General features: G+C 61.0%; 21 protein-coding genes. 12 read left to right on the top strand and 9 right to left on the bottom strand.

The genetic code is table 11. From position 1 onward, the window contains the following. The first annotated feature begins 407 nt into the window (after positions 1 to 407). On the top strand, positions 408 to 2,378 hold the full coding sequence (locus H145_RS0104765; RefSeq protein ID WP_019946996.1) for an OmpA family protein: 1,971 nt from the start codon (positions 408 to 410) through the stop codon (positions 2,376 to 2,378). Between the two features lie 167 nt (positions 2,379 to 2,545). Here H145_RS0104765 and floA read toward each other — a convergent pair whose 3' ends face one another. Beyond that, a complete protein-coding gene (gene floA / locus H145_RS0104760) occupies positions 2,546 to 3,550 on the bottom strand; it encodes a flotillin-like protein FloA (protein ID WP_019946995.1) in 1,005 nt (334 codons plus the stop codon). A 215-nt stretch (positions 3,551 to 3,765) separates the two neighbouring features. Then, a complete protein-coding gene (locus H145_RS0104755; RefSeq protein WP_019946994.1) occupies positions 3,766 to 4,233 on the bottom strand; it encodes an NfeD family protein in 468 nt (155 codons plus the stop codon). A 112-nt stretch (positions 4,234 to 4,345) separates the two neighbouring features. Between H145_RS0104755 and H145_RS0104750 the strand changes: the two genes are divergently transcribed. Next, complete coding sequence (locus H145_RS0104750; protein ID WP_019946993.1) at positions 4,346 to 4,855, top strand: GreA/GreB family elongation factor; 510 nt, start codon at positions 4,346 to 4,348, stop codon at positions 4,853 to 4,855. 183 nt (positions 4,856 to 5,038) lie between these two features. On the opposite strand, the gene proS is transcribed toward H145_RS0104750, so the two are convergent. Beyond that, positions 5,039 to 6,514: a proline--tRNA ligase gene (proS, locus tag H145_RS0104745; protein WP_019946992.1), complete on the bottom strand. Its 1,476-nt coding sequence runs from the start codon at positions 6,512 to 6,514 to the stop codon at positions 5,039 to 5,041. A 188-nt stretch (positions 6,515 to 6,702) separates the two neighbouring features. On the opposite strand from proS, the gene H145_RS0104740 reads away from it, so the two are divergent. Beyond that, positions 6,703 to 8,025 carry a hypothetical protein gene (locus H145_RS0104740; protein ID WP_019946991.1) on the top strand — a complete coding sequence of 441 codons (1,323 nt, stop codon included), beginning with the start codon at positions 6,703 to 6,705 and terminating at the stop codon, positions 8,023 to 8,025. Between the two features lie 97 nt (positions 8,026 to 8,122). Next, a complete protein-coding gene (locus H145_RS0104735; RefSeq protein WP_019946990.1) occupies positions 8,123 to 9,613 on the top strand; it encodes an OmpP1/FadL family transporter in 1,491 nt (496 codons plus the stop codon). A gap of 85 nt (positions 9,614 to 9,698) precedes the next feature. On the opposite strand, the gene H145_RS0104730 is transcribed toward H145_RS0104735, so the two are convergent. Continuing rightward, positions 9,699 to 10,670: a hypothetical protein gene (locus tag H145_RS0104730; protein ID WP_019946989.1), complete on the bottom strand. Its 972-nt coding sequence runs from the start codon at positions 10,668 to 10,670 to the stop codon at positions 9,699 to 9,701. A gap of 177 nt (positions 10,671 to 10,847) precedes the next feature. On the opposite strand from H145_RS0104730, the gene H145_RS0104725 reads away from it, so the two are divergent. Then, entirely contained in the window at positions 10,848 to 13,073 is a 2,226-nt protein-coding gene (locus H145_RS0104725) for a S9 family peptidase (RefSeq protein WP_019946988.1), read from the top strand. 215 nt (positions 13,074 to 13,288) lie between these two features. Continuing rightward, positions 13,289 to 14,740 carry an energy transducer TonB gene (locus H145_RS22545; protein ID WP_083937677.1) on the top strand — a complete coding sequence of 484 codons (1,452 nt, stop codon included), beginning with the start codon at positions 13,289 to 13,291 and terminating at the stop codon, positions 14,738 to 14,740. A 112-nt stretch (positions 14,741 to 14,852) separates the two neighbouring features. Here H145_RS22545 and H145_RS0104715 read toward each other — a convergent pair whose 3' ends face one another. The 3 genes from H145_RS0104715 to H145_RS0104705 all read right to left on the bottom strand — a co-directional run bounded on the left by H145_RS0104715 (position 14,853) and on the right by H145_RS0104705 (position 18,287). After that, the gene (locus tag H145_RS0104715) at positions 14,853 to 15,776 is read right to left on the bottom strand and encodes a glycosyltransferase family 2 protein (RefSeq protein WP_019946986.1); all 924 of its coding nucleotides are present in this window, start codon (positions 15,774 to 15,776) and stop codon (positions 14,853 to 14,855) included. 30 nt (positions 15,777 to 15,806) lie between these two features. Beyond that, positions 15,807 to 16,562: a class I SAM-dependent methyltransferase gene (locus tag H145_RS0104710; protein WP_019946985.1), complete on the bottom strand. Its 756-nt coding sequence runs from the start codon at positions 16,560 to 16,562 to the stop codon at positions 15,807 to 15,809. Positions 16,563 to 16,748: 186 nt separating this feature from the next. Continuing rightward, positions 16,749 to 18,287 (bottom strand): ArnT family glycosyltransferase, encoded by a 1,539-nt coding sequence (locus H145_RS0104705; protein WP_019946984.1) that lies wholly within the window; start codon positions 18,285 to 18,287, stop codon positions 16,749 to 16,751. A gap of 261 nt (positions 18,288 to 18,548) precedes the next feature. On the opposite strand from H145_RS0104705, the gene H145_RS0104700 reads away from it, so the two are divergent. The 3 genes from H145_RS0104700 to H145_RS0104690 all read left to right on the top strand — a co-directional run bounded on the left by H145_RS0104700 (position 18,549) and on the right by H145_RS0104690 (position 21,383). Beyond that, the gene (locus tag H145_RS0104700; RefSeq protein ID WP_157541180.1) at positions 18,549 to 19,076 is read left to right on the top strand and encodes a hypothetical protein; all 528 of its coding nucleotides are present in this window, start codon (positions 18,549 to 18,551) and stop codon (positions 19,074 to 19,076) included. 166 nt (positions 19,077 to 19,242) lie between these two features. After that, positions 19,243 to 20,709 carry a hypothetical protein gene (locus tag H145_RS0104695; protein WP_157541176.1) on the top strand — a complete coding sequence of 489 codons (1,467 nt, stop codon included), beginning with the start codon at positions 19,243 to 19,245 and terminating at the stop codon, positions 20,707 to 20,709. Positions 20,710 to 20,828: 119 nt separating this feature from the next. After that, entirely contained in the window at positions 20,829 to 21,383 is a 555-nt protein-coding gene (locus H145_RS0104690; RefSeq protein ID WP_019946981.1) for a carbohydrate binding domain-containing protein, read from the top strand. Between the two features lie 14 nt (positions 21,384 to 21,397). On the opposite strand, the gene H145_RS0104685 is transcribed toward H145_RS0104690, so the two are convergent. Continuing rightward, a complete protein-coding gene (locus tag H145_RS0104685; protein ID WP_019946980.1) occupies positions 21,398 to 23,233 on the bottom strand; it encodes a hypothetical protein in 1,836 nt (611 codons plus the stop codon). Between the two features lie 82 nt (positions 23,234 to 23,315). Next, entirely contained in the window at positions 23,316 to 24,041 is a 726-nt protein-coding gene (locus H145_RS0104680) for a glycosyltransferase family 2 protein (protein ID WP_019946979.1), read from the bottom strand. Between the two features lie 184 nt (positions 24,042 to 24,225). On the opposite strand from H145_RS0104680, the gene H145_RS0104675 reads away from it, so the two are divergent. The 3 genes from H145_RS0104675 (at position 24,226) to H145_RS0104665 (ending at position 26,961) form a co-directional block, all read left to right on the top strand. After that, positions 24,226 to 24,747, top strand: a complete 522-nt coding sequence (locus H145_RS0104675; RefSeq protein ID WP_019946978.1) for a 3-hydroxyanthranilate 3,4-dioxygenase — start codon at positions 24,226 to 24,228, stop codon at positions 24,745 to 24,747. 86 nt (positions 24,748 to 24,833) lie between these two features. Continuing rightward, positions 24,834 to 26,111, top strand: a complete 1,278-nt coding sequence (gene kynU, locus H145_RS0104670) for a kynureninase (protein ID WP_019946977.1) — start codon at positions 24,834 to 24,836, stop codon at positions 26,109 to 26,111. A gap of 145 nt (positions 26,112 to 26,256) precedes the next feature. After that, complete coding sequence (locus H145_RS0104665) at positions 26,257 to 26,961, top strand: hypothetical protein (protein ID WP_019946976.1); 705 nt, start codon at positions 26,257 to 26,259, stop codon at positions 26,959 to 26,961. Positions 26,962 to 26,966 lie beyond the last annotated feature (5 nt).

Raw genomic sequence — 26,966 nt, 5'->3', positions numbered from 1 at the left:
AAAAACCAGGTCCGGTTTGGCTCCGGCTTGCCCGCTGGCTTTCATGAGCCATAGGGCTGACCAGCTACAGCAATGCTGGTCTGGCCGAGTTCAACCCGGGATATAGCCGGGCAAATGGGTCGCTGACCGAATGCGGGGCAGAAATTGACCTCTATTTTGGATTTTCGCGGGTCCGGGGAGCCCTGATGGAGGGGGAAAGGAGTATCTTTGTGCCCGCTTACGGGTGCCGGCGAAACTTCCGGCGCCCTTCTGGCGTCTTGTAAAAATCCTGAATTCAACCAGCAACCGGTGGCCCTGTTCCGCCGGTCGGCTCCGATTTGACTTGCGCGCTTATGAACGGTAAGAGAATACTACTCCTGGGAAGCTTATTGCTGGGCGGTAGTGGCCTGGCACGGGCGCAACACGCCGTGTGGGCTTCAAAAGTGGTAGCGGTTTCTTCGCAGAAAGCCGAGGGCAAAGAGCCATTTTCGCCCGAAAAAGTGCTGGGCGAGCCCAACGCCACGCCCCTGGGCCAGGCCAGCAACGAGGCCTGGATTCCGAAGAAAACGGGCAGCAGCGAGTCGATTGAAGTGCGCTTCAGCAAGTCGGTTATTGCCCGGCAGGTGTCGGTGGTGGAGAACTTCAACCCCGGCGCCATCACCAAAATCGAGCTGGTTGATACGCGCGGCGGCAAGCACGAAGTGTACAAAAACGACACGCCCGGTCCTATTCCCGAGCAGTTCCGCACACTGCAGGCCACCTTCCCGGCAGCCACCTACCGCACTATCGGCGTGGTGGTTACCATGAATACCAAGGCCGTGAACGGCGTCAACCAGATTGATGCCATCGGCGTGGCCGACGTGGTGGATACGATGGTGAAAAAGGAGTTCAAGAACGAGGACAGCGCCGTGAGCTTCGACTCGGCCATGGTGAACCTGGGGCCCAACGTCAACTCCAAGTACGTCGATACGCACCCGGTTATCTCGCCCGATGGCCGCACGCTGTTCTTTGCCCGCCAGGAAAGCCCGCAGAACTCGGGCGGCGCTTCCGACGCGCAGGACGTGTGGTACAGCACCCTGGGCAACGCCGAAAAGAAGGCCTGGAACGCGGCCAAAAACATCGGCAGCCCCATCAACACCCCCCGCGACCCCAACGGTGTGGCCTCGGTGTCGGCCAACGGCCAGCAGCTGCTGGTGATTGGCGTGTACGAGCCCGACGGTACCATTGTGCCCAAGGGCCCGAGCCTGAGCCGGCGTACGGCCACGGGCTGGACCAAGCCCGAGAAGGTGGATATTGAAGATTATTACAACGACGACGCCGAGCACGTCGACTTTTTCCTGGCCACTTCGGGCAAGGTGATGCTGATGGCCGTGGACCGCAAAGACGGGCAGGGCGAGCAGGATCTGTACGTGAGCTTCCTCAACCAGGGCGGCAAAACCTGGAGCCGCCCGCGCAACCTGGGGCCCAACGTGAACACTAAAAAGGCCGACTTCGCCCCTTTCCTGGCGGCCGACGGCAAGACGCTGTACTTCGCCTCGGAAGGGCGCGGCGGCTACGGCAAGAGCGACATTTTCTACTCCAAGCGCCTCGACGATTCCTGGACCAACTGGACCAAGCCCCGCAACCTGGGCCCCACCGTCAACTCGCCCGATTTCGACGCCTACTACACGGTGTCGGCCGCCGGCGAGGATGCTTACCTGGTGTCGGCCCGCAACGGCACAGGCGGCTCGAAGGACATTTTCCGCATCTCGCTCAAGCCTACTTTCCGGCCCGAAGTGGTGACGCTGGTGCGCGGCCGGGTGCTCGACGCCAGCTCCAAGAAGCCGGTGGCGGCCACCATCCGCTACGAAAACCTACTCACGGGCGAGGAAATCGGGGTGGCCGAAACCAGCCCCATCGATGGCTCCTACACTATTGTGCTGCCCTCGGGCACGCAGTACGGCTACCGCGCCGAGGCCAAGGATTACCTGGCCGAATCGGACAACCTCGACGTAACCGACCGCCAGAAGTACTCCGAAGTCAACCAGGACTTGTACCTGGTGCCCTTTGCCGTGGGCCAGACCATCAAGCTCAACAACATCTTCTTCACCCAGAGCAAGTATTACCTGCGCGAGAACTCCTACCCCGAGCTGCTGCGCCTAGTGAAGATTCTGAAGGATTATCCGCAGATTGAAATCCGGCTCGAAGGCCACACCGACAACCAGGGCGACCCGCAGCTGAACCTGAAGCTGAGCCTCGACCGGGTAAACGAAGTGAAGAAGTACCTCGTGCAGAAGGGCATCAGCAGCAGCCGCATCAGCACCGAGGGCTTCGGCGGCAGCAAGCCCGTCGCCAGCAACGACCAGGAGGAAACCCGCAAACTCAACCGCCGCGTCGAGTTCCGGATTACGAAAAAGTAGGTATTGAGGGCTGCAAGCCGCAAGCTACAAGCGGCAGGCTGACGTTATGTTGGCTAGGGATAAGAAGGCCCCGCGCTCAACCGAGCGCGGGGCCTTATTGTGACTGAAATGCTACTTACTCTCGAACGTCAGCCTGCCGCTTGTAGCTTGCGGCTTGCAGCTCAGAATTAGCTCATCCGGGTTTCGTCGCGGCCGGGTTTGCTGCTGCTGCCGGTGGCGCCGGGATTGGCGATGGAGTCGCGCATGTCGGTGTCCGACTGGATGTTGCGCATCTTGTAGTAGTCCATAATGCCGAGGTTGCCCGAGCGGAAGGCTTCGGCCATGGCCTTCGGAATTTCGGCTTCGGCATCGACTACGCGGGCCTTGGCTTCCTGGGTTTTGGCGCGGTTTTCCTGCTCAACGGCTACGGCCATGGCGCGGCGCTCCTCGGCCTTGGCTTCGGCCACTTTCAGGTCGGCCGTGGCCTGGTCGATTTGCAGCTTGGCGCCGATGTTCTCCCCTATGTCGATGTCGGCAATGTCGATGGATAGGATTTCGAAGGCCGTGCCGGCATCGAGGCCTTTGCTGAGCACGAGCTTGGAAATTTTGTCGGGGTTTTCAAGCACCTCCTTGTGCGAGAGCGACGAGCCGATGCTGGTCACGATGCCCTCGCCCACGCGGGCCAGAATGGTTTCTTCGCCGGCGCCGCCCACGAGCTGAGCAATGTTGGCGCGCACCGTTACGCGGGCCTTGGCAATGAGCTGGATGCCATCCTGGGCCACGGCGGCCACGTTGGGCGTGTTGATCACCTTGGGATTTACGCTGGTGGTTACGGCCGCAAACACGTCGCGCCCGGCCAGGTCGATGGCCGTGGCCTGCTTGAAGGACAGCGGAATGTTGGCCTTATCGGCCGAAATAAGGGCCTTGATAACGCTGGGCACGTTGCCGCCGGCCAGGTAGTGCGTCTCCAGGTCGTTGGCCGTGAGGGCCAAGCCGGCCTTGGTGGAGGTAATCATTGAGTTGACAATCAACGACGGCGGCACCTTGCGCACCCGCATAAAGGCGAGCTGAAACAGGCTTACCCGCACCCCCGAAAACAGCGCCGTAATCCAGAGGCTGATCGGGAAGAAGTACAGGAATACCAGTAAAACGATACCGCCCACAATGAGCGGAAAGAAGGGAAATTGATCCATAGGGAACAGGAGGTTGGTGATGCTTTTGGTTGATAGTTGTTAGCTGTTAGTTGTCAGGAAGAACGTCATTCAGAGCATGCTGCGTATAGAGCAGGGACGAAGAATCTCGCGTGCCGACGTTGCAACAGTAATCCAACGTCAGCACGCGAGATTCTTCGCTTCGCTCTGAATGACGTTCTTCCTGACAACTAATAATTGACAACTGCCCATTGAAATCAGGCGACTTGCCGGACAACGATGCGGTTGTGCTCGATACCGATGACCAGCACTTCGGCACCGGACTCCACGAACTCGCCGCGGGTGGTTACCTCCCGGCGGTCGTCGGCGAAGAGGGCGGTGCCGGCGGGGCGCAGGGCCGACAGGGTGCGGCCCACGGTGCCGGGCGCTACATCGGCGTGGCGCACATCGAGCACGTGGCCGTGGTTTTGCTGGTTGAGGGCGACTTTTTCGAGGTTGCGCGGCCGCAGCCCGACATACACCAGCGCCCCTACAAACACGGCCGAGGCCGACAGCAGGATGTGGCCCGTGGTGCTGCCGAAGTCGCGGTAGCTGAACCAGATACCCACGGCCAGCAGCGCAAAGCCCACCAGCCCCACCACCGTAGTGCCGGGAATAAAGATAATTTCGACCACCAGAAAGGCGACGCCGAAAAACAGCAGCAGGGCAATCGTAAGCCAATCCATAGCGAAAGGGAAGTAGTTTGGATGGGGAAAAGATACGCACAAACCCCACAGCAACCGGCGCGCCGGCACTATGCCCCCGCAACCCCGGCCCCGGCCCCGCGTTAAGTCCGGTATGAGCCGCGCATTTACCAAGGAGGACGACTCCCTCGAAGCCCCGATTATTCCGCCCCGGCCGGCCCTGCCGCCGGGCTCGGCCAACTACGTGACGCCCGCCGGCCTGGAGCAGCTGCGCCAGGAGCTGGCGGAGCTGGAAGCCGCCCGCACCGCCGCCGAGGCCAACCACGACAACGACGCCGACCGCACCCGCCGCCTCACGCTGCTCAATGGCCAGCTCGCCGCTCTCTCCGACCGCCTGGCCAGCGCCAAGCTCGTCGACCCCGTCACCCAACCCGCCAACGAAGTCCGCTTCGGCGCTACCGTAACCCTGCGCCCCACCAGCAGCAAAGGCCCCGAGCGCCGCTTCACCATCGTCGGCGTCGATGAAGCCGACGTGTCCAAAGGCAAAATTGCCTTTGTGGCCCCCATTGCCCGCGCCGTGCAGGGCGCCAAATCCGGCCAGCGCATCACCCTGCAGCTGGGCCCGAAAAAGGAGGAAGTCGAGGTTGTGCGGATTGAGTATTGATTTGAGTATTGAGTATTTGGTACTGCGTATTGTGACAAATAACAAAGCAGGCCCGCCAAATGGCGGGCCTGCTTTGTTATTTGTCACAATACCAATAAAAATCAGCGTAATCAGCGGAAAATCAACGGCAATCAGTGATTAATAAATCAGCGCAATCACGATTAATCAGCGAAAATCAGTGATTTAGTAGGCTCGCGCAAAGTAGGCGCGGCGCACTGAGGGGCGGCCGGTAATCATGCACACACCGTCTTCGTCGGGCTCGTTGAGGGCCAGGCAGCGGATGGTGGCTTTGGTTTCCTCCTTGATGCGCTCCTCGGTTTCGGAGGTGCCGTCGTAGTGGGCCAGCACGAAGCCGCCGGTGGTGTCGAGCACCTGCTTGAACTCCTCGTAGCTCCCGACGCGGGTGGTGTGGGTTTCGCGGAAGCGCAGGGCCCGCTGGTAGATGTTCTGTTGAATATCGGCCAGCAGCTGGTCGACGCTGTTGACGATGTCGGCCAGCGGCAGGGTCATCTTCTCCTTGGTGTCGCGGCGGGCTACCTCCACGGTGCCGGCCTCCAGGTCGCGCAAACCTACGGCCAGGCGCACGGGTACGCCTTTCAGCTCCCACTCGGCAAACTTGAAGCCGGGGCGCTCGGTGTCGCGGTCATCCACTTTCACCGAGATGCCGCGCTCAATCAGCCCCATCTGCATGGGCCGGATGCGCTCCATCACTTCCTCCAGCTGGCCGGATTTGTAGATGGGCACGATTACCACCTGAATGGGGGCCAGCTTGGGCGGCAGCACGAGGCCTTCGTCATCGGAATGCGCCATTACGAGCGCGCCCATCAGGCGGGTGCTCACGCCCCAGCTCGTGCCCCACACGTACTCCAGGCCGCCTTCCTTGGTCTGGAACTGCACGTCGAAGGCCTTGGCGAAGTTCTGGCCCAGGAAGTGCGAGGTGCCGGCCTGCAGGGCCTTGCCGTCCTGCATCAGCCCCTCGATACAATACGTGTCGATGGCGCCGGCAAACCGCTCGTTCTCGGTTTTCACGCCCTTGATGACGGGCAGCGCCATCCACTCTTCGGCGAACTGGGCGTACACGTCGAGCATCTGGCGGGTTTCGGCTACGGCTTCGGTTTCGGTGGCGTGGGCCGTGTGGCCTTCCTGCCACAGAAACTCGGCGGTGCGCAGAAACAGGCGGGTGCGCATCTCCCAGCGCACCACGTTGGCCCACTGGTTGATGAGCAGCGGCAGGTCGCGGTAGCTCTGAATCCAGCCTTTATACGTGCTCCAGATGATGGCCTCCGAGGTGGGGCGAACAATCAACTCTTCTTCGAGTTTGGCATTGGGGTCGACGCGGAGCTTGCCGGGCTTGTCGGGATCGGTCTGGAGTCGGTAGTGGGTAACCACGGCGCACTCCTTGGCGAAGCCCTCGGCGTTCTTCTCTTCGGCCTCGAACAGGCTCTTGGGCACGAAAAGCGGGAAATATGCGTTTTCATGGCCCGTACGCTTGAACATGTCGTCGAGCGTGCGCTGCATCTTCTCCCAGATGGCGTAGCCGTAGGGCTTGATCACCATGCAGCCGCGCACGGCCGAATTCTCGGCCAGCCCGGCCCGCTTTACCAGTTCGTTGTACCAGAGCGAATAATCTTCGCTACGCTTGGGCAAACTTTTGCTCATATTGGGAGTATCTTGGGAAAAAGGATGAAAAAGTTCCGATTTCTGGTACAAGATTTGTCCTAAGAAAAAGGCACCGTTTCGGGGCGAAATTACGTTATAAAATCCGGAGGAATTGGGCTTTGGCGGTCCGTCGGCCTCTGGGCCCCGGTTTCCTTCACTTGCTCAATCCAACTTTACGCGCAGGCATCATGAAAAAGCACCTTCCCACTATCTTACCCGCCCTGGCCCTGCTGACGCTGGGAGGGTGCGCCGTTTCGTCTAATCTGGCCACCACCGAAAACGACGGCATGTATTACTCGTCGGCCGACAAGGTAACGGCCGTGGCCGTGCCGGTTTCCCGGCAGGTAACCGGCACCCCCGGCGACGTGCCCAACCCCGACTACAGCGGCAGCGCCACCCGGAGCACCAACAGCGAGTATTACGACGATGACTACTACGCTTCCTCCCCGCCCCGCTACAGCACCTACCGCGGCGGCAGCCTGGGCTACTACAGCTTCCCCTACGCCGACCCGTTTTATTACGGGGCGCCCATCATTGCCTACTCGCCGTACTCGCCCTTCGGCTACTCGTTCTACGACCCCTTCTACCGCCCTTACTACGGCTACGGGGGCCTGACCATCAACATCGGTTTTGGCTACGGCTTCGGTCGCCCCTACTACCGGCCCTATGGCTATGGCTACGACCCATACTATAGCTATGGATACGGCTACCGCGGCGGCTATTATGGCAACGGCTACTACGGTGGTGGATACTACGGCAACGGCTACTACGGCGTGGGCGCCGACCGCCCGGCCCGCAACTATACCTACGGGCCGCGCCGCTCGCGCACCGGCAACGGTGCCGGGCTGGTCAATTCTTCGGCCGCCGGCTCGGGCAACGTGGCCAGCCCCGGCCGTAACCGGGCAGCGCAGCAGAGCCGCGTGGTGCAGGAAGGCCGTTTTGCTACGCCGGCTACCGGCAGTACCGGCAACCCCGCTGCCAGCCAGTACAATGGCCGCGGCCGGGTACGCGACGTAACGGTGGGCAACGGCAGCAGCTCGGCCACCGGGCAGCCGGCCGCTAATTCGACTACCGAAACGCGTACGGGCCGCTACATGGGCAGCCAGCAGGCAGCGGGGGCCACTACGGCCAGCCAGCCCGAAAACAGCACCCGCCGCTGGCGCGTGCTCGACAACTCGGCCCCAAGTAATGCCGCGCCGGCCACTGGTGGCCGGGTAATGCAGCGCTCTGCCGCCGACCAGCCGCAATCGGGCCGGAGCCGCCGCGCCACGTATTACAGCGGCGACAACAACAGCAGCTCGGGCGGCACGGAACAGCCGCGCCGCAGCTTTGAGCGCCGCTCAGCGCCCACCCGCTCGTACTCCGAGCCGAGCCGGTCGTATTCGCAGCCTTCTCAGCCTTCGCGCTCCTACTCCGAGCCGAGCCGCTCGTACTCGGCGCCTTCCTCCTCGCCTTCACCCAGCAGCAGCCCATCCAATAGCGGTGGCGGTGGCCGCGGCCGGGTGCGCTAAGTACCTGCCGTACTGCCGGTATTCTATATTTATCTGCCCTATATGAAGCGGTCCGGCTTGGGCCGGACCGCCGGGGGCTCCTAACTTTCTCTTCTGTATGAAAACCCTGAAATACGGGCTTGCTGTTGCCCTGATGGGAACGGCCAGCCACGCCTTTGCCCAATATCAGGCCGATGCCCTGCGCTTTTCACAGTCGCAGCCCGTGGGTACGGCCCGCACGCTGGGCATTGGCGGGGCCAGCGCCGCCGTGGGCGGCGACTACGGCTCGGTGCTCGTGAACCCGGCCGGCCTGGGCATGTTCCAGCGTTCCGAATTCAGCTTTTCGCCGGGCTTCAGCCTGCTCGACAGCGATGCGAAGGCGTTCGGCAATACCTCGACCGATTCGCGCAGCAACCTGAACGTGGCCAGCGCGGGCCTGGTGATGACCCGGCGGCGGCCCGATGGCGACGGCAGCGCATGGCGGGCCGGCTCGTTTGGCTTTGGCATTACGCGCACGGCCAGCTACAACCAGAGCTTCCGCTACAACGGCCGGCCCGCCCGCAACCAGGATATTTTCCAGCGCCTGGGCCAGGACCAGGACTCAGGCTTCGATGATCTGGCCTACGATACTTACCTGACTGAGCGCGACTCGCTCGGCACCTTTATTCCGGGGGATTTCTACTTTACCGGCGACCTGGACCAGGGCGAAAGCGTGCGCACCAGCGGCGCTACCACCCAGTTCGATTTTGCCTACGGCGCCAGCTACCTCGACAAGCTGTACGTGGGCGCCGGCATCGGCCTGACGAGCATCCGCTACACCAGCGAAAACGTGCTGACAGCTTCTGCCGTGGACCCCAACGACCCGCAAAGCGCCTTTCAGTCGCTAACGCTGCGCGACGACCTGAAAACGACGGGCGGGGGTATCAACTTCCGGCTGGGGCTGATTTACCGCCCCACCGACGTGGTGCGGATTGGGGCCTCGGTGCAGACGCCGACTTACATGCAGTTCAACGAAACCTACAACAGCTCGCTGCAGGCCCGCTTCAACCGGCCGATTGCCGTGGACGGCCAGAACGTGCAGTCGGCCAGCTCTTACCTCGACCCCAACCTGGCCGAATATGCCCTGACGACGCCGTTTAAGGCCACCGGCGGCGTGGCCGTGGTAGTGGGCAAGTATGGCTTTGTGAGCGGCGACGTGGAATACCTCGACTACTCCTCGGCCCGCCTGAGCAACTACAACAACAATAACTACGACTTCAGCTACGACAACGACGACATCAAGCGCCTGCAGGGCAGCGCCGTGAACCTGCGGGTGGGCGGTGAGGCCCGATTTGATGTTTTCCGGGCGCGGCTGGGCTACGCTTACTACGGCGACCCGTACCAGGACAGCCCCATCGACCAGAGCCGCCAATACGTTACCGCCGGCCTGGGGGTGCGTCAGAACAACTTCTTCGTCGATGTGGCCGGCGTACATGGCCGGGGCCGCTCGCTCTACACGCCCTACACCATCTACGGGGCCGATAACCGCCCTTCCGGCACCGATACGCCCGTTGTGGAGGTTACCAACAAGCAGACTACCATCACTGCCACGGTCGGCTTCCTATTCTAGTCAGTAGCCCGCCGCCCATTGGCTCAAAAGCCCGGTTTCCTTGCGAGGAGACCGGGCTTTTTGCTGAACTCATAAAGACAACGAACTAGCGGCTCACGCGCACCTGCACCTGCAGCTGGTGGGCGGTGGTGGTGCCGATGCGCTGCACCCGCAGCAGGCCGGGCCTGTCGTCGGGCGTGCGGAAGGCCAGCACCTGGCCCCGGCGCAGCGGGCCGGTGCTTTCGGGCCGGGCGAAGGTGCTGCCGCCGTTGAAGGCCGCGCGCAGCAATTCCGGCGTGCTGGCGTTCTGGAAAGCCAGGCTGTCGAGGGTGGTGTTGCGGATTTCGGTGGCCCGGGGTTGCGGCCAGTTCAGCTTCAGGGTTTTATCGGTGGGCAACGACAGCGAGGCGGTGCTGGTGGCGTTATCGAACTGGTAAATCAGGTCGATGCGCTGCTGGTTGAGGGGCTGGCGGCGCACCGAGTAGCCGGGCAGCGCGAGGCCCCCGCGCAGGGCCAGAAACCGGCGGCCGTTGGTGGTGGCGGGGCTGAGCAGGGTGCCGTCGGCGGCCTTGGTGGCGGCCACGGTGGTGTAGGTGAGCGTGGTGGTGTAGCTGTGGTAGCTGGCCGTGGCCGAGTCGGCGCGGAACAGGTACAGGTGCAGGCTGCGGGCGCCGGTGCGGCCCTGGGCATCGAGCACCTCGTAGCGCCAGTCTTCCGTTCCGCCCGTGGTGCGCGCCGACTGGGTGCTCTGGAAGGCCAGCTCCGGGAGCGAAAAACCCGTAGAGTCGAGGTACACCAGCGTGTCTTTGGGCAGCCCGCCGGGCGGATAGTCGTTGTAGTTCAGCGACTCCAGCCGGGGGGTGTAGAGCACCGTGATGCGCAGGTGCTCCAGCGGGCTGTCATCCTGCTTGGCGTAGAGGCGGGTGGTGAAGGTGTCGGCGGGCGTGGTGAGGCGGCGGGAGTTGGTGGTCAGGCGCGAGTCGCCCACGAACTGCACCCGCGGGCCGGCCTCCAGCGCCGGCTCGCAGGCAGCGGCCAGCACGGGCAGGGCCAGCAGAAGTAAGGGGCGAAAACACATAGTTTTTTTGAGCTACAAGCCGCAAGCTACAAGCTGCAAGCCACAAGAGGAAAGCTACAAGTCATTGAACGCAACTCCTGGCCGATAAGTGTGTCTCGGTTTATAGCTTCCGACTTAGAGCTTGTAGCTTGCGGCTTGTAGCTTGCAGCTCTCTTTCTTATAATCAACTCTACCTGCATGAACCTACGATTTCTGGGCCTGGCCCTGCTGCTGAATGCCGCCAGCCCCGTGCTGCTGCCCGCCACCGCCCCGGCCGCCTACGCCCAGCAAAAGCAGAACATCACGCTCGAAGACATCTGGCAGAAGGGCACGTTCAGCGCCAAATCGGTGCCCGGCTTCAACTGGATGAAGGACGGCCGCTACTACTCCTCGCTCAAGCAGGGCAACCTGGTGCAGCACGACGTAACGACCGGCCAGCCCGTGCAGACGCTGGTGGCCGGCACCGACCTGAAGCTGCCCGGCCAGGAAAAAGCGCTGCCCGTAGACGGCTACAGCTTCAACGCCGACGAAACCAAAATCCTGTTCAGCACTGCCACCGAGCCCATTTACCGGCGCAGCAGCAAGTCGTACTTCTTTGTGTACGACCGCGCCGGCAAGCAGCTGGTGCCGCTGAGCCAGGGCGAAGGCAAGCAGCTGTACGCCACGTTTTCGCCCGACGGCAAGCGCGTGGCCTTCGTGCGCGACAACAACCTGTTCGCAACCGATCTGGCCACGATGCGCGAAACGGCCGTGACGACCGACGGGGCGCTGAACAAAATCATCAACGGCGGCACCGACTGGGTGTACGAGGAGGAATTTGAGTTTGCCCAGGGCTTTCAATGGTCGCCCGATTCGCGGCAGGTGGCGTTTTACCGCTTCGATGAAAGCGCCGTGCCCGAGTACAACATGCAGGAGTGGGGCCCGCTCTATCCGCAGGATTACCGGTTCAAGTACCCCAAAGCCGGCGAGAAGAACTCGACCGTAGGCGTGAGCGTGTACGACGTGGCCGGCGGCCAGACCATGAAGATGGACGTGGGCCCGGTGGCCGACCAGTACATCCCGCGCATCCTCTGGACCCAGACGCCCAACCTGCTCAGCATCCGGCGCATGAACCGGCTGCAAAACCAGCTCGAAATCCTGCACGCCGACGCCCGCACCGGCCAGGCCACCGTGGTGCTCACCGACCGCGACCCGGCCTACGTGGAGGTGAACGACGATTTGCGCTACCTGGCCGGCGGCAAGCAGTTCCTGTTTACAAGCGAGAAGGACGGCTACCGCCACCTGTATCTGTATGACATGAACGGCAAGCTGGTGCGCCAGCTGACCAAAGGCAACTGGGAAATTGCCAGCATCGAAGGCTTCAACGAGCCCAAGGGCGAGGTGTATTTCACGAGCACCGAGGAGTCGCCGCTGCAGCGCCACCTGTACCGCATCAACCTGAAGGGCAAGGGCAAAACCCGCCTCGGCGAGGCCGGCGGCGGCGTGGATGCCGTGAACCTGAGCCCCGACACCAAGTACTACCTCAATTACCACTCGTCGGCCGGCGACCCAACCGTGGTGAGCCTGCGCGACGGGCAAAGCGGCAAGCTGGTGAAGGTGCTGGAAGACAACGCCGCGCTACGCCAGAAAATGGCCCAATACAACCTGAGCAAGCTGGAGTTTATCAACTTTAAAACCGCCGACGGCGTGGATTTGAACGCCTCGGTTATCAAGCCCACCAACTTCGACCCGGCCAAAAAGTACCCCGTGCTGATGTACGTGTACGGCGGGCCCGGCTCGCAGACGGTGAAGGACGACGTGGGTGGCGGCATTGCCCTCACCAACTACCTCTGGCACCAGCTGCTGGCCGAAAAAGGCTACATCATTGTGAGCGTGGACAACCGCGGCACTGGCGCGCGAGGTTCGGCCTTCAAGAAGAGCACCTACGCCAACCTGGGCAAGCTCGAAACCCAGGACCAGGCCGCCGCGGCCCGCTACTTCGCCACGTTGCCCTACGTGGATAAGTCGCGCATCGGCATCTGGGGCTGGAGCTTCGGGGGCTACATGACAGCGCTGGCCCTCACCAAAAACGCCGATGTGTTTAAGATGGGCATTTCGGTGGCCCCCGTTACCAACTGGCGCTACTACGACTCGGTGTACACCGAGCGGTTTTTGAAAACGCCCCAGGAAAACCCCGGCGGCTACGACGAGAACTCGCCCGTGCAGTTTGCCGACCAGCTGAAGGGCAAGCTGCTGCTGGTGCACGGCACCGGCGACGACAACGTGCATTTCCAGAACTCCATTGCCTTCGTTGACGCGATGGTGCGGGCCAACAAGGACTTCCAGACGCTGTACTACCCCAACCGCAACCACGGCATCTACGGCGGCAACACCCGCCTGCACCTGTACCGGCAGATGACCAACTTCGTGCTCGACAACCTGTAAGCCAGGCACCTTGGGCTACTACCCCGGCGTTGGCGGCCGGCTTGCTGAACGGCTTTCGGGCCGCCCGTAGCAGGCCGGGCGCCGGCGCCGGGGTTTTGCGTTCGGGCCGAAGCGGGCCGTAGGGCAGTCGGAAATTAAATCTGGGTTAGCTGCAAAATGTGGCGAAAAAATGCCAATTTCGGCCACCTTCCCCCTTTTGCCGCGTACTGCTGCCCATGTCCTCTCGCCTCCTACGCTGCTTTTTCCTGTTGCCCGCGCTAAGTACGGGCCTGCTGGCCTGCCAGCCCGATACCCCGGCCGAAACGCCCGCCGCCCCGACTGCCGCCCCTGCCCTGGCCGATTCGCTGGATTATGACTCGCCCGACACGCCGCTGGCCGCCGCGCCCGTGCAGCGCGACTGGCACCGGGTGGCCCGGCCCACCGCCCGCCACGCCCCACTGGTGGTGTACCGCGCCTCGCGCCCGCCCCAGGACGAAACCCCGCCCCCGCCCGCCGAACCCCGCCTCCAGGACCTGACGCTGCGCCCCAGCGAGTATTTCAAAATTGACCCCAGCAAGGCCGCCGAGGTGCGCGGGCAGGAGGGCACCGTGGTGCGGTTTCCGGCCGGAGCGCTGGTCGATGCCAGGCAGCAGCCCGTCACGGGCACCGTGTGGGTCGAGCTGAAGGAGTGCTACTCGGGCCCCTCGATTTTGCTGTCGAATTTGCTGACGGAAACCGAATCGGGGCGGCCGCTGGAGCTTAGTGGGGCCGTACTGGTGCGCGCTTCGGCCCAGGGCCGGCCGCTGGAACTGGCCACGGGCCGCAACTTTCAGCTGGAGCTGAAGGGCCGCACCCGCGAAACGCCGCTGTTCTACGGCCAGCCCGGCCCCGACGGCGCCGTGCGCTGGGCCGCGGGCGAGGCGGCCCCGGCCGCCAGCCAGGTACTGACCACCGCCCAGCGCATGCCCCGCTACGGCCAGGGCCCGGCCGACATCAACAAGCTCATCCGCTACCCCCGCCAGGCCCAGCAGAACCAGACCCAAGGCGTGGTGTTTGCCTCGTTTGTGGTGGACGAAAACGGCCGGGTGCAGCGCCCGCACATCCTGCGGGGCCTCGGCGACGGCTGCGACGAAGAGGTGCTGCGGGTGCTGCGCCAGACCTCGGGCCGCTGGATTCCGGGCCAGCAGGACGGCCGCTTCGTGAAGGTGAAGATGATGCTGCCCATCCGCTTCACGTTTGACCCCGGCCAGGCCACTGCCTCCGATGGCGTTGTGCCGACGACCGACGACAACACCGTAGCCGAAGCCGCCGATGAGCCAACCGACGACACCGGACTAGCCGATGCACCCAACGCCCTGCAGCCCAGCCGGCTGGGCTGGCTGGCTGCCGGCCGGGCCTGGGTAGGCAAAGCCGCCCCGCTGTTCGTGCCCGCCTTCGTGGCCAACGCCGAAACGGCCGTGCGTCTGCTCGTGCCGGGCCGCCGCATGGTGCTGGCCGCCGCCCCACAGTCGGGTGGCTACCAGTTTATGAACGCGCCGGCCGGGGCCACCGTGGTGGGCCTGCGCTACGAAAACGGCGCGCCCTTCCTGGCCCGCCAGCCCACGCCCGCCGGCGCCCCACCCGACACGCTACGCTTCCAGGAAACCACCCTGGCCGACCTGGAAAGCACACTGGCCCGGCTGGACTGAATCCAATGGGAAAAGGAGAAAGTCAAAGCCGTTGAGCAAACCCCGCGTGGACGTTCAACGGCTTTGACTTTCTACTTTTCTCATTGGCTTCTTTTGGGCGCGGCTTCCTATTCTACTTTTCCTCCGACACGATGTAGAGCGGGCGTTGACGAACGTTGGCCGAGAGGCGCGAAATATACTCGCCGATGATGCCCACGGCAATCAGCTGCACGCCGCCCAGAAACAGGATGCTTACCATCAACGAGGCCCAACCTGGCTGGTAATCGTGGCTGACGAGGCGGGCGTAGAGCGTGTATAGCATCACAACAAATGCCAAACCCGATACAACGAAACCGCTGACGGTGGCCATCTTTAGAGGCACATCGGAGAAGGCCGTAATGCCGTCGAGGGCGAACCTAAACATTTTGCGGTAGGTATAGCCGGTTTCGCCCCCGGCCCGCTCGGCCCGGTCGTACTCCAGAAACGTCTGGCGGTAGCCAATCCACGAAATCTGCCCCCGGATAAACTTATTTTGCTCCGGCATCCGGCGTAATGCCTCCACCACTTTGTGGGAAACCACCCGGAAGTCGCCGGTATCGACAGGAATGGAAATATGGGTGATACTGGCCAGCAGCCGATAAAACACCCGGGCCGTAAGCTTTTTGGCGGCACTTTCGCCCTGGCGGTTTCGGCGCTTGGCGTACACTACCTCGTAGCCTTCGCCCAACTTTTGGTAGAGTGCCGGAATCAGTTCGGGCGGGTCCTGCAAATCGGCATCAATAATGACTACCGCCTCGCCTTGGGCCCGGTCGAAGCCGGCTGTCACGGCAATCTGGTGGCCAAAGTTACGGCTGAAATCCACGTAATGCACCCGTTCATCGCGGGCGGCCAGCAGTTGAATTAGCGCCAGCGACTGATCACGCGAACCATCGTTAATGAAGATGAACTCGTAGCCGCCAGGCAGCGCCATGGGATCAAGCACCCCGCACAGTCGCTCGTACAAGGCGGCGATGTTAGCCTCTTCATTATAAATGGGAATGATAACGGAAAGGTCCACGGGAAGCTGGCAAACGGGAAAGTGGAGTAACTATGGGCCAGGCTTGCGGGCCAAGGCGAATACGCTCACGCCGATGGGCAGATTAAGATGACGCAGCAAGCGGTTTTCAAATTTCACCCAGTGCAACAGCAGAGAATTGGTTGGACCTTTAAAGTGATGCAGGTCGCCGTTGGGAGGCTGCGTGATGGTGGTAGCTGAGGCAAGCAACCGCCGACCCAAGCGCAGCGCCGCCGTTGGAAAATACAACGCCGAATTCCAAAACGAGCTACGATTTACCCGGAAATCACTCCGTTCGAGCGCCGCTACCAGTCCGGCCCGCGAATAGCGCCGGAAATGATGATTCACGACATCATGATGGCTCCACAAGTAGGCATGAGCCGGCACGAACACTATTAGCTGTCCATTCGGCTTTAGTACCCGGTTCCACTCGTGCAGGGCAGTAGCTTCATTTTCGATGTGTTCGAGCACATCGGAGGCAATGACCAGGTCGAAGCGGGAATCCGCGAACGTGAGGGCCGCGCCGTCCATAACGCTGGCATTGGGTACGCCCCGTTGGTGCGCCATGGCAATGGCTGATTCGCTGACGTCGATACCCGTCACATCGGAGTAGCCAGTGGCCCGCAAGCGTTGCATAAGGGGCCCACCCGAACAGCCAATTTCCAGAATAGCGGCCGTAGGAGCTAGTTGCAGGCTCTTGATAAGGTCGTACACCACATCGCGGCGGCTGGCAAACCACCAGTGTTGTTCTTCTAATTGGTGATACTTGCCTTCATACATCAGATCCATAGGATGCAAAACTAGTAGAATTTGTCGGGGTCTATACAATCGTGCGGGTACACGTTCTGAAACTGACCACCTGATGGCCCGCGCCATTGCTACTGATTGACTAACAGGGACCTTGGTTGAAGTCACAACCCAATCGAGGCACAACAGCTCCTGGTTTGCTAACGCACACAACCAGGGTTAGGGTATCTACTTCGGCAACAGTAGTACTGTTTGGCAAGACTCGTTTTGGCCAATTTCTACAAGATTGAACACCTGACCAAGGGCCGCATGCAAGGCCGGGTTACACAGCACTACCACTGTGCCGGGTGTAAGCTTAGCAATTTCATTTTCAGACAGTATCGTTAAGTGGTGCTTGGGGTGCTGCTCAAATTCAGCCTTGTAATACAGCATCATGCTGTTAGCCATTCCGTCGGTTAGCAGCGTTACATCGGGGTACTGAGGCTGCTGACGCGCTATCCGGGTTACGTAGCGGCCCAAGTCGCTGTTAGCACCAATGCCAAAATTGCTGTGCCGCTCCGTAATTAGTTGCTGCGTAATGGCCTGATACGGTAGGTAGAAGACTGCGCATGCGAGTGCAACCATAGAGAGCCACCTAGTGCCCCGCGACAAGTGAGTCGCACCTAAATTGTGGACCAGCTTGTAGAGGGTGTTGAGCCCGAGGCCGATGAGCAGTGCCAGGGCCGGGTAAATGGGTGCATCATACCAGTCAAGCTTGGTTTGGGCGTAGCTGATGACCAGCAGCCAACTACTTACGAAGGCGACTAATAGCACCGTAATTCGCCTCAGTCTAGCTTCGGGCTGGATCAGGCTGATAATGATAGCCGGGAAGATCGCCCATAGCCAGGCAGTGAAATAATGCCCCCGGATGTTCTGTATATAATAGTCCCAGGGATAACGATGGTTATCGAGCGTCGTAACCAGACGACCACCCAAGTCATTGGCCTGTACCGCCTGCCAATACCCCGGGTCGAGGGGCTCGCGCAACAGAAAGTAGGCACTCATAACCAGAAGCCACAATCCGGCGGCCATATATAAGTCAGGACGCCGGAGCAGCCAGCCCAGCTTGCGGTGCCAGATAGCGTAGGCGGCCAACCCCGGCAGGCCGAGCAGGGCCGCTGGGCCCTTGGTTAGGGCGGCCGCCAGTAAAGCCACCGTCAGCCACCCCAGGTAGCGCCGATGTTCGGTTTCCAAATAGCAGAAAAAGCTGATCCAGAGCAGCACCTGCCAGAAAGTGAGTAGCGCATCATAGTCGCCGGTGCGAGCGACATGCAGCCGCACGTACCCGGCGGATGTTGCCAGCACCATACCGGCCAGCAACCCGCCCACCGGGCGCTTCAGCACCCTGGCAGCAAAGAAAAACACCAGTAGCACCGTTCCCATCGACGCGAGTAGCGTGGGCAGTCGTAGCGCCCACGTCGAGTAGCCGAACGCTGTAAAGCTCAGTGCTTGCAGCCAGATCAGCAACGGCGGCTTGGTATTCCAATGATCGGGGCTGCCGTCGTAATAGGTTGTCAGCCAGTGGCCGTTACGGGTCATCTCTACCGCGTTAACGGCCACGCGCGACTCGTCGTAGAGCTGGACTGGGTTGCGGCCCAACTCGTAATAGAGGGGAAATGTGGCTAGCAGCAGCAGGAGCAGCAAGTAGCTTTCGGGACGAGAAAACCACCGGCGGAAGCGGCTGACCAGCGAAGACGCCCAGAGTGGGGCGGTGGCCGAATTTAGCATAAATGACAAACAGCCAGCAGAAAAGTGGTGCGGGCAGACTGGTATCAGGAAAGTGGATGGCTATAAAATCGGACGAATATAAGTGGTTACGACCGGGTGAAAACCGGGCTACCACTTAGCAACCAAGGGCGTTGCTACCTGCTTGCCACAGGTGAAATTGAAAATCAGCTCCATTCTTCGCAAAAATGGTGGGGCATCTGCTATTTTTACCGGCAGATGGCTTCACGTCGAACCAGCCCTCTCCTCTTTGTAAGCCATTTTATGAAACGTACTTTCCTCTTGCTGACGCTAACCGGACTCGTCGCGTGCCAAAAGCAGGATGCTGCTACTGACGCCAAAGTATTGATGCGTTCCGATATTGATAGCCTGGTAGGATGGGTAGCCGGACCTAATACATTCAGCAAAGCAAAAGCTCATTCGGGAGAATACAGCTTGGGCGTTGACCAAAACCACGAATTCAGCCCAGGCTACACGGCCATGCTGGGCAATGTACTCAGCACTAGGCCGCGCGGGGTAAAGCTGAGTGCCTGGGTGTACGCCACCGATGCGCAATCGGGCGGCAAGTTGGAATTTGTGCTCAAAGATGCCGTTGAGGGACAGGAGCAGTTCCGCAAGCAGTTCCGGCTGACAGAGGTTGGCGGTTACGGCAAATGGGTGAAGCTGGAGGAGGAAATTGAGTTTCCCAAAGAGGCCACCTATTCTTCGCAGATCTTCATGTACGTATCGCGGGCCGAGGCTACCACCCCCGCTTATGTGGACGATATTGAGCTAACTGCCCTAACGGATTAAGGTCCGGCAAGACACCATTGCTGGCAGTTGCCGCATGACGATGCCTGCTGCTTAACTGTGCCTGGTGTAGCAGCTTTTGTTTAAGTGTGTCAATTATCTGGTTACCAAGCTTCAGACAACCACACGAAACCTGCGGCTCACTGTTTAAGAACACCGTTTTCCGCTAATGAATAAGCGCTATTGGGCGGGATTGGTAGTGCTGCTAGTACTGGTAGATTCCCTCGCAACTTATTGGCAGAACTACCATTTTCCGCTTGATGGCGACCTGGTACCCACCATTTTTCCAGCTCCGTGGTACAGCCAGGTGATGCACGACCCATTTGGCTTCTCAGCCCTGTTTCAGCAGGCGTCTTACGCGGGTACCAACCGGTTTTTTGCCCACGCCAGCTTAACGTTGTACTGGAAACAGATGCCGCGGCTGTTGCAGGCCGTAGGCGTTTCGTCCATCAGTAGTCTGTACGCTGCTAGTGCGCTATTCACCACTCTCACCCAGCTGTTGCTACTGGGGGCGCTGGTGGCCTACATAAAGCTGGGAGTTGGTGATAAGGAGCGAAACAGCCCGACCTGGTGGCTGGCGATGGCACTCCTGTTTCCGTTGTTTCAAACCGCTGGCTTTTCGGAGCAGATGGGCATTACCAACTGGGCCATTACGTACACTTTTTTCTACGCTTTTCCTTTGGTGTGGGTGCTGCTGCTTTTCTGGCCTTTCTACCGGGCCGCCTGCCAGCAGCGGCCTATGCGCCTGCCCGCCTGGCAGGTGGCCTTGTTGCTGCTACTAATGCCCGTCGTAGCGTTTAACAGTCCCATCTGTCTGGCGGCGGTCGCGGTGATTCTGTTCTGTATCGGCCTGCACTGGGCCTGGCACGTGAGCCGCCGGTGGCTGCAAGCGTCCCGTACTTTTCAATGGGCTATGCTCACCGGCCCCGAGTGGCTGTCGGGGCAGGCTCTGAGCCTGCTGGTAATTTTGGGGCTGCTGGTGCTTTACTCTCTGTACATTGGGCAGTTTAATTCCGAAAATACGCATACCCACACGCTGAAAGAGTTGTACAAACTCCTGCCGCAGGGTATCGAGAAGGAGCTCGACTTGCAGCAAGGCCTGCCATGGCTGCTGTGGTTGTTGCTGCTCAACTGTTCGCTGGTCCTGTTTGTAACACCGGCCTCCAGAACCCGGACCAAAGTGTTGCACGCGTTGGGGTGGGTAGCGCTGTTTGGCGGGCTGTTTCTGCTGCTGCTGCCCCTGGGCGGCTACCGCCCCTACCGGCCCTTTCTGGTGCGCGGCGACTCCATTCTGCCCATTCTGCTGGGGCTGCTGTTCGCGTACGGATTATCTACCGGCTTCCTGTTGCGGGAGTTGCGCTTAGGGCTGCGCGTGGGCTACGCGGTGGGCATTGCCTGGTTTAGCTTTTTATTTGTGCAGGCAGATTGGCCGGGACCCATGATTCGCAACAATGCCTGCGAGCGGTGGGCGCTGGAACAGCTGGCCGAGTCGACCGAGCCGGTAGTGTACGTGTCGCCTAGCTGTCCGGTACTGGGCTGGGAGCCTTTCTACGATTATCACCAAGCCGAACTACAAGGTAAAATGCTCCAGTACTGGGGTGTGACTTCCAAGCCCGTCTTCTATCAGAAACGCTGAATCCTAGTTCGTCGGGTAGTGCGCTGAGAGATTGGTGGGCCATTGCCCAGGCTTTCCCGGACCCTGGTAGCGGCTACCTGTTCAATCCCTCCATTTTGCTTGCTAACTAACTCATTTGTATGCTGAAATATTCCTTGCTCAGCCAGCTGTTCCTGTCCGTAGGATTATTCACGGCTTGCTCCTCCAATCCGCCCGTACCGCCGGCTTCCGAGGTGCTGGCCTCCACCGATTTTGAGAATCTGGATGGCTGGCTGCCGGCAACCCCCACGCCCGCTGCCCTTTCTCGCGAACAGGCTCACTCGGGGAAATTCAGCACCATGGTAGGGCCCAACAACGAGTACAGCCTGGGGTACAGCAATGCTCTTAGCAGGCTGGCTCCCGACTGGCCCGGCCGGCTAACCGTGGGGGCCTGGGTATTGCTTACCAGCAGCCAGTCGGCGCCCAAGTTTGTAGTTGAAATCAAGCAGCCGACCGCGAATACCGACGGCCTGCTTTGGGAAGCCGTGGACGTGCCGGACAAGGTGCGCGAGTATGGTAAGTGGCGCTACATAGAGCATACCATCACTCTGCCCGAGGCCGCCCGGCCCGATAACCGCCTGGTGGTCTATCTGTGGCGGAGTGAGGGCTCGGGTTCGGCTTTTATGGACGATGTAACCATCCGGCTGGCCAAGTAAGCGCCCAGCGCCCGCTACCGGACTTCAATTGGCATTCGCAGTTGTACGGGCCAGTCGCGGTAATCTCGGCTTACCAACCGGACTTCGAACGTATAGCGGCCCGGAATCTGGGGAGTGGCCACCATGAGCGTTTGGTTCCAGGGTTCCCATACATCTACCTCCAGCGGCGTACTTACCGGGGCAACGTCGGTAGGCCAATCGTGCAGTTTAAGGAAGGCCGTCCGGAGTTGCGTGGGGTGGGGCAGGCGCGTGCTCGAATGCAGCGGCCGGGCCGCGAGGGGCACGCTGATGCGCACCCGCACGCTGTACTGCCGGCCCGTACGCCAGGTTGCGGGCAACGAATCGAGCAATTGAAGCCGGACCTGCTGGCGCGCCTCGATGTAAGGGCGCAGCGCCGCTGTGTCGAGCGGCGGCGCCGTGTTAAGGACGCGGTATACCGTAGTGGCGGGGAAACGGACGTAGGCCGCTGGCATATCGGTGGTTGCCAGGGTCTGGAAAGGGCCGAACAGTACGCCGGGCTTGGAGCCCACCTGGGCTAGCTCATCGATGTTCCAGCCCACATGAACAGTCTGCGCCGAATCGGGACTGTGGCGGGCACTGATTAGCGTGGTTTCGCTGGCCATGGCCCACCACGGCCAGCCCGCCCGTAGCTTGTAAGGGTCGATGTTGTCGGGGTACATGAGGAACTTGCGCTCCGGAAACTGGCGGGTATAGGTTAGCAACTGCTTAACCCATTGCTGATAGGCCGTATACGGAATGTGACGGTACCACAATATACCAACCCGACCCACTAGCAGCACGGCCAGGAGCCCGGCTACCACCATACCTCCCCGGCGGGGCCAGGCTCGCTCCAGCGCCGGTAACACTTCCAGCGCCAGTGGCACCGCCACAAACAGGGCTATCGGCAGGCAAAGGTTGTCGAGGTAAGTGGGCTCTACGTATTCGGGATACGACACGCAGACAATGAATATGTACCCGGCGGCCGACACCCACACCAAAGCTAAACGCAAAGTAGACAACCAGTTGCGCTGCCTGAGATAAAATACGGTGAGCACCCCCAAAAACAAGGGCAGGGTAAAGTAGTCACGTAGACATAGCTGCCAGAACCGCTCAAAAGTGGGTAGGGACAGGTAGGTAGGGAAATACCGGATCAGGTTGGGCACGAAGGTCATCTGGTTTTCTTCGTACGAACCCGGCGGAATCAGCTTACTGCGCAACGCGTACATGGCCAGCCCCCAGAACAACATGCCATAGTAAGCCCAATCGCCGAAGCGCCGGTTCAGCAGCCAGTCGTAAGCCCACAAAAAGAGGAAAGCCAACAGCAGCAGCGGGTGGGCGAAGATGAATACGGGCACCAGCGCGGCCAGCGCCAGGGTGCTAAACCGGCGCTGTAAAGGGGCTTGTCGGGAGATACCGGCGTAGAACAGCAGCAGGATTACCAGGCCCTGGGGCATCTCTGATTGCGCCCAATAGAATGCCCGTGCCGATAGCAGCACGAAGGCCAAGGCCACCACCAAGGCCACTTGCTCATTCCGCAGCCAATAAGCACAGATTAATAGTATGCCAAAATAATACAAAACAAATACCACTGAATACAGCCGCATAACCGCGTCCAGCGGCAGCCCCCCCTTTATAGCCAGCAGCGTGGGTAGTTGCGTGACAATTGCTACAAAGCGCCGATTCTGAATAAATAAGCTCTTGGATTCAAGATAAATAAACAGATGGTAAGCCAGGTCGTAATAAGCGACTCGCTCCACATAAAAGTGCCAGGCAAGCACGAGCAACACGAGCATGGTGGCAATAGCCAGATACAGGGGAATGCGCGTGGTATAGCGTTTAGACAGTAGCATATTATGGCAAGCAACAACATAATCCACCTGGCCTGTGGCGGCGGATTATAAATATGGTTTTTACAAGTAGGCTGACTAGTCGCTAGGCGCCCAGCAAACCGTACTTAAGAATGCAGTAGATGGCCCGGAACCCGTCGCGCCACCCGATTTTCTTGCCCTCGGCGTAGGTGCGGCCATAGTAGCTGATGCCCACCTCGTAGATGCGGATGTTGGGCACGCGGGCAATTTTGGCTGTCACTTCGGGCTCGAAGCCGAAGCGCTGCTCCTCCAGCTTCAGGCCCTGCACGATTTCGCGCCGGAACAGCTTGTAGCACGTTTCCATGTCCGTCAGGTTCAGGTCGGTGCAGGCGTTAGAGAGGAACGTGAGCACGGCGTTGCCGATGCTGTGCCAGAAGAACAGGATGCGATGCGGGTTGCCGCCCATGAAACGCGAGCCGTACACCACATCGGCAAAGCCCTTGAGCACGGGCTTGATGAGCAGGTTGTATTCCTCGGGGTCGTATTCCAGGTCGGCATCCTGAATGATAACGTAGTCGCCGGTAGCCTCACGGATGCCGGTGTGCAGCGCCGCACCTTTGCCTTTGTTTACATCATGACGCAGCAGCCGCAACCCCATTTCGGGGTAGCTGGCCGCGTAGGCTTCAATCGTGGCTATCGACTGGTCCGAGGAGCAATCATCAACCAGAATTACTTCTTTGGCAATGTCGTTGACCAGCTGCAGGCCCCGGAGCAAATCCAGAATCTGGTGAATGGTGCGGGCCTCGTTATAAACCGGAATAACGATAGAAAGCGTACGGAACTGGACCAAAGCAGGGCGGGCAGGTGGCTAATCAGCCAAAGATAGCGGGGGCAGCTAAAAGCACGGTCGTTTTTATCTCGCTTAGTAATCGAAGCACGAGTTCCGGGCAGCCCAGCCAGCCGGAATCCCGTTATTTACGCTGGCAGTCCTCCTGCATACCAACTCACACTTCACCATCTCACTATTTCACCGTATGCCCGTCGCCCGGCCCTTTAATTTTCAGCAGTGGATTGATGACCACCGCCACCTGCTGCGCCCGCCCGTGGGCAACCAGCAGGTGTTCAAGGACAACAAGGATTTCATTGTGATGGTGGTGGGCGGCCCCAACGCCCGCAAAGACTACCACGTGGACGAAGGCGAGGAGCTGTTTCTGCAGCTCGAAGGCGACATCGTGGTGAAGATTATTGAAGACGGCCAGCCGGTGGACATCGAAATAAAGGCCGGCAGCATGTTTCTGCTGCCCGGCGGCGTGCCCCACTCGCCCCGGCGGCCGGCCGGCTCGGTAGGCCTGGTGCTGGAGCGCTACCGCACGGCCGGCGAGCTGGATGGCTTCCAGTGGTACTGCGAAAATTGCGGCCACCAGCTGTACGAGGAGTACGCCGAAATAACGGACATCGTGGCCCAGCTGCCGCCCATTATGGACCGCTTCTGGGCCTCCGACGAGAAGCGCACCTGCGCCGTGTGCGGCACCTATATGGAGGCGCCGGTGCTGTAAGGCAAAGGCCTCAACCCCGGTAAGTGGCCAAAATCCTGCGGGCGGGCGACTAGGCGGGCGGGCGGAAGGGTGGTATCTTTGCCTTGATGACGTTTGAACCCACCCTCGATTTCGCCCGCCAGCTCGACGCCCAGGACCCGTTGCGCGACTTCCGCCAGCAATTCCTGATTCCGCCCGCGCCCGACGGGCAGGGCGAGTGCCTGTATTTCTGCGGCAACTCGCTGGGCCTGCAACCGCGCACGGCCCGCGCCGCCGCCGAAGTGCAGTTCGAAAACTGGCAGAACCTGGCCGTGGAAGGCCACTTCAAGGGCGATTCGCCCTGGATGCCGTTCCACGAGCGGCTGCAGGAGCCGTCGGGCCGCGTGGTGGGCGCCAAGCCCCACGAGGTGGTAGTGATGAACAACCTGAGTACCAACCTGCACTTGCTACTCATCAGCTTCTACCAGCCCACCGCCACGCGCTACAAGGTGCTGATGGAGGGCGGCGCGTTTCCGTCCGACCAATACGCGCTGGAAACCCAGGTGAAGCTGCGCGGCTTCGCGCCCGACGACGCCATTGTGGAGCTGGAGCCGCGCCCCGGCGAGCACACGCTGCGCACCGAGGACATTGTGGCCAAAATTGAGGAGCTGGGCGATTCGCTCTGCACCATCATCATGGGCGGCATCAACTACTACACCGGCCAGGTGTTCGATATGGAGGCAATTACCCGCGCCGGCCACGCCGCCGGGGCCATGGTGGGCTTCGATCTGGCCCACGCGGCCGGCAACGTGGAGCTGCAGCTGCACGACTGGGATGTGGATTTCGCCTGCTGGTGCTCTTACAAATACCTCAACTCGGGGCCCGGCGGGGTGGCCGGCGCCTATGTGCACGAGCGGTTTGCCGAGCAGCCCGAGCTGCTGCGGCTGGCCGGCTGGTGGGGCCACGACGAGCAGGAGCGCTTCCAGATGAAAAAGGGCTTTAAGCCCATGCGCGGCGCGGCCGGCTGGCAGCTTTCCAACGGCACCATTCTGTCGTTGGCGGTGCACGAGGCCGCGCTCAAAATCCACGACGAAGCCGGCGGCATGCCCGCACTGCGCCGCAAAAGCGAGCTGCTGACGGGCTACCTGGAGTTCTTTATCCGGCGGCTGAATCTGCCCAAAGAGCGGCTCGAAATCATCACGCCCCAGGACCCCGCCCAGCGCGGCTGCCAGCTCTCAGTACTGGTGCACCAGGGCGGCCGCGAGCTGTTCGAGCACCTGATGGCCGTGGGCGTTATCGGCGACTGGCGCGAGCCCAACGTCATCCGCCTGGCCCCCACCCCACTCTACAATACCTTCGAAGATGTGTACCGGGTGGGCGAGGTGCTGGCCGAGTGGGCCAAATGAGTTGTTAGTGCTTAGCTGATAAGCTGTTCAACAGCAGGCACAAAGGCGACACTGAGCACTGCCAACAAAACACCGGGCGCCAACAGCAAGGCACTATTCCCTAAGCACTAAGCACTATACAATGGCAGAGGATTTCCCGGCGAAAATGAGCCGCAAAACGGTGGCCGAGCTGCGCGAGTACGTGGAGCAGCGCTACCAGTACCGCGAGGAAGCCGTACTGGCCGCCCTCACGGAGCTGGAGCGGCGCGGCTTGCCCGAGCCCAACGCCGAGGCGCTGGCCGCCGAGCTGCGCGTGGGCCAGCAGCAAACCGAGCGCCGCGAGGCCGAGGTGCGCGCCGAAGCCGCCGAGCAGGCCCAGGCCCGCCGCGTGGCCCGCGGCGAGGCGCCACCGGTGTTGGCGGCTCCCACCGGCCCGGCGCTATACTCGCCCGGCACCATTGCGCTGTTTTCCATCCTGCCCATGTCCACAATGCTGGGGGGCGGGGTGCTGCTGGGGATGAACCTGGTGCGGCTGCGACGGTTCCGGGCGCTGGTGATGCTGGTGGTCTTCGTGCTGGTGTACCTGGTGCTGATGACCAACCTGGCGGTGCTGGTGGTGTCGCAGGGCGTGTCGCCGATTCTGGCTTACTTCCTGTTTAATGTACCGGCCATTCTGGTGTACGTGCGCTGGTTCTGGCCCCGCTACGTGGGCACCGAGCCCTTCCGCAGCCGCAGTATGCTGCCGCCCATTATCGTGTGCTTCCTGCTCTCACTGGCGCTGCAGTACGCCATGCCCTACCTGCAAAAGCAGCAGCCGCCCGAGGTGCAGCAGCAGATGAAGGAGCTGGAAGGCATGTTCAAGCAGCAGTAGCGGGC

Origin of the sequence: Hymenobacter aerophilus DSM 13606 (assembly GCF_000382225.1) — a bacterium.
In the GTDB taxonomy this organism is placed as follows: domain Bacteria; phylum Bacteroidota; class Bacteroidia; order Cytophagales; family Hymenobacteraceae; genus Hymenobacter; species Hymenobacter aerophilus.
This window is presented reverse-complemented; position numbering and strand designations above follow the sequence as displayed.

Coding starts and splice junctions, on each gene's coding strand:
- floA (WP_019946995.1), bottom strand. CDS start 3,550: ATGGATCAATTTCCCTTCTTTCCGCTCATTGTGGGCGGTATCGTTTTA.
- H145_RS0104755 (WP_019946994.1), bottom strand. CDS start 4,233: ATGGATTGGCTTACGATTGCCCTGCTGCTGTTTTTCGGCGTCGCCTTT.
- H145_RS0104750 (WP_019946993.1), top strand. CDS start 4,346: ATGAGCCGCGCATTTACCAAGGAGGACGACTCCCTCGAAGCCCCGATT.
- proS (WP_019946992.1), bottom strand. CDS start 6,514: ATGAGCAAAAGTTTGCCCAAGCGTAGCGAAGATTATTCGCTCTGGTAC.
- H145_RS0104740 (WP_019946991.1), top strand. CDS start 6,703: ATGAAAAAGCACCTTCCCACTATCTTACCCGCCCTGGCCCTGCTGACG.
- H145_RS0104735 (WP_019946990.1), top strand. CDS start 8,123: ATGAAAACCCTGAAATACGGGCTTGCTGTTGCCCTGATGGGAACGGCC.
- H145_RS0104730 (WP_019946989.1), bottom strand. CDS start 10,670: ATGTGTTTTCGCCCCTTACTTCTGCTGGCCCTGCCCGTGCTGGCCGCT.
- H145_RS0104725 (WP_019946988.1), top strand. CDS start 10,848: ATGAACCTACGATTTCTGGGCCTGGCCCTGCTGCTGAATGCCGCCAGC.
- H145_RS22545 (WP_083937677.1), top strand. CDS start 13,289: ATGTCCTCTCGCCTCCTACGCTGCTTTTTCCTGTTGCCCGCGCTAAGT.
- H145_RS0104710 (WP_019946985.1), bottom strand. CDS start 16,562: ATGGATCTGATGTATGAAGGCAAGTATCACCAATTAGAAGAACAACAC.
- H145_RS0104705 (WP_019946984.1), bottom strand. CDS start 18,287: ATGCTAAATTCGGCCACCGCCCCACTCTGGGCGTCTTCGCTGGTCAGC.
- H145_RS0104700 (WP_157541180.1), top strand. CDS start 18,549: ATGAAACGTACTTTCCTCTTGCTGACGCTAACCGGACTCGTCGCGTGC.
- H145_RS0104695 (WP_157541176.1), top strand. CDS start 19,243: ATGAATAAGCGCTATTGGGCGGGATTGGTAGTGCTGCTAGTACTGGTA.
- H145_RS0104690 (WP_019946981.1), top strand. CDS start 20,829: ATGCTGAAATATTCCTTGCTCAGCCAGCTGTTCCTGTCCGTAGGATTA.
- H145_RS0104685 (WP_019946980.1), bottom strand. CDS start 23,233: ATGCTACTGTCTAAACGCTATACCACGCGCATTCCCCTGTATCTGGCT.
- H145_RS0104675 (WP_019946978.1), top strand. CDS start 24,226: ATGCCCGTCGCCCGGCCCTTTAATTTTCAGCAGTGGATTGATGACCAC.
- kynU (WP_019946977.1), top strand. CDS start 24,834: ATGACGTTTGAACCCACCCTCGATTTCGCCCGCCAGCTCGACGCCCAG.
- H145_RS0104665 (WP_019946976.1), top strand. CDS start 26,257: ATGAGCCGCAAAACGGTGGCCGAGCTGCGCGAGTACGTGGAGCAGCGC.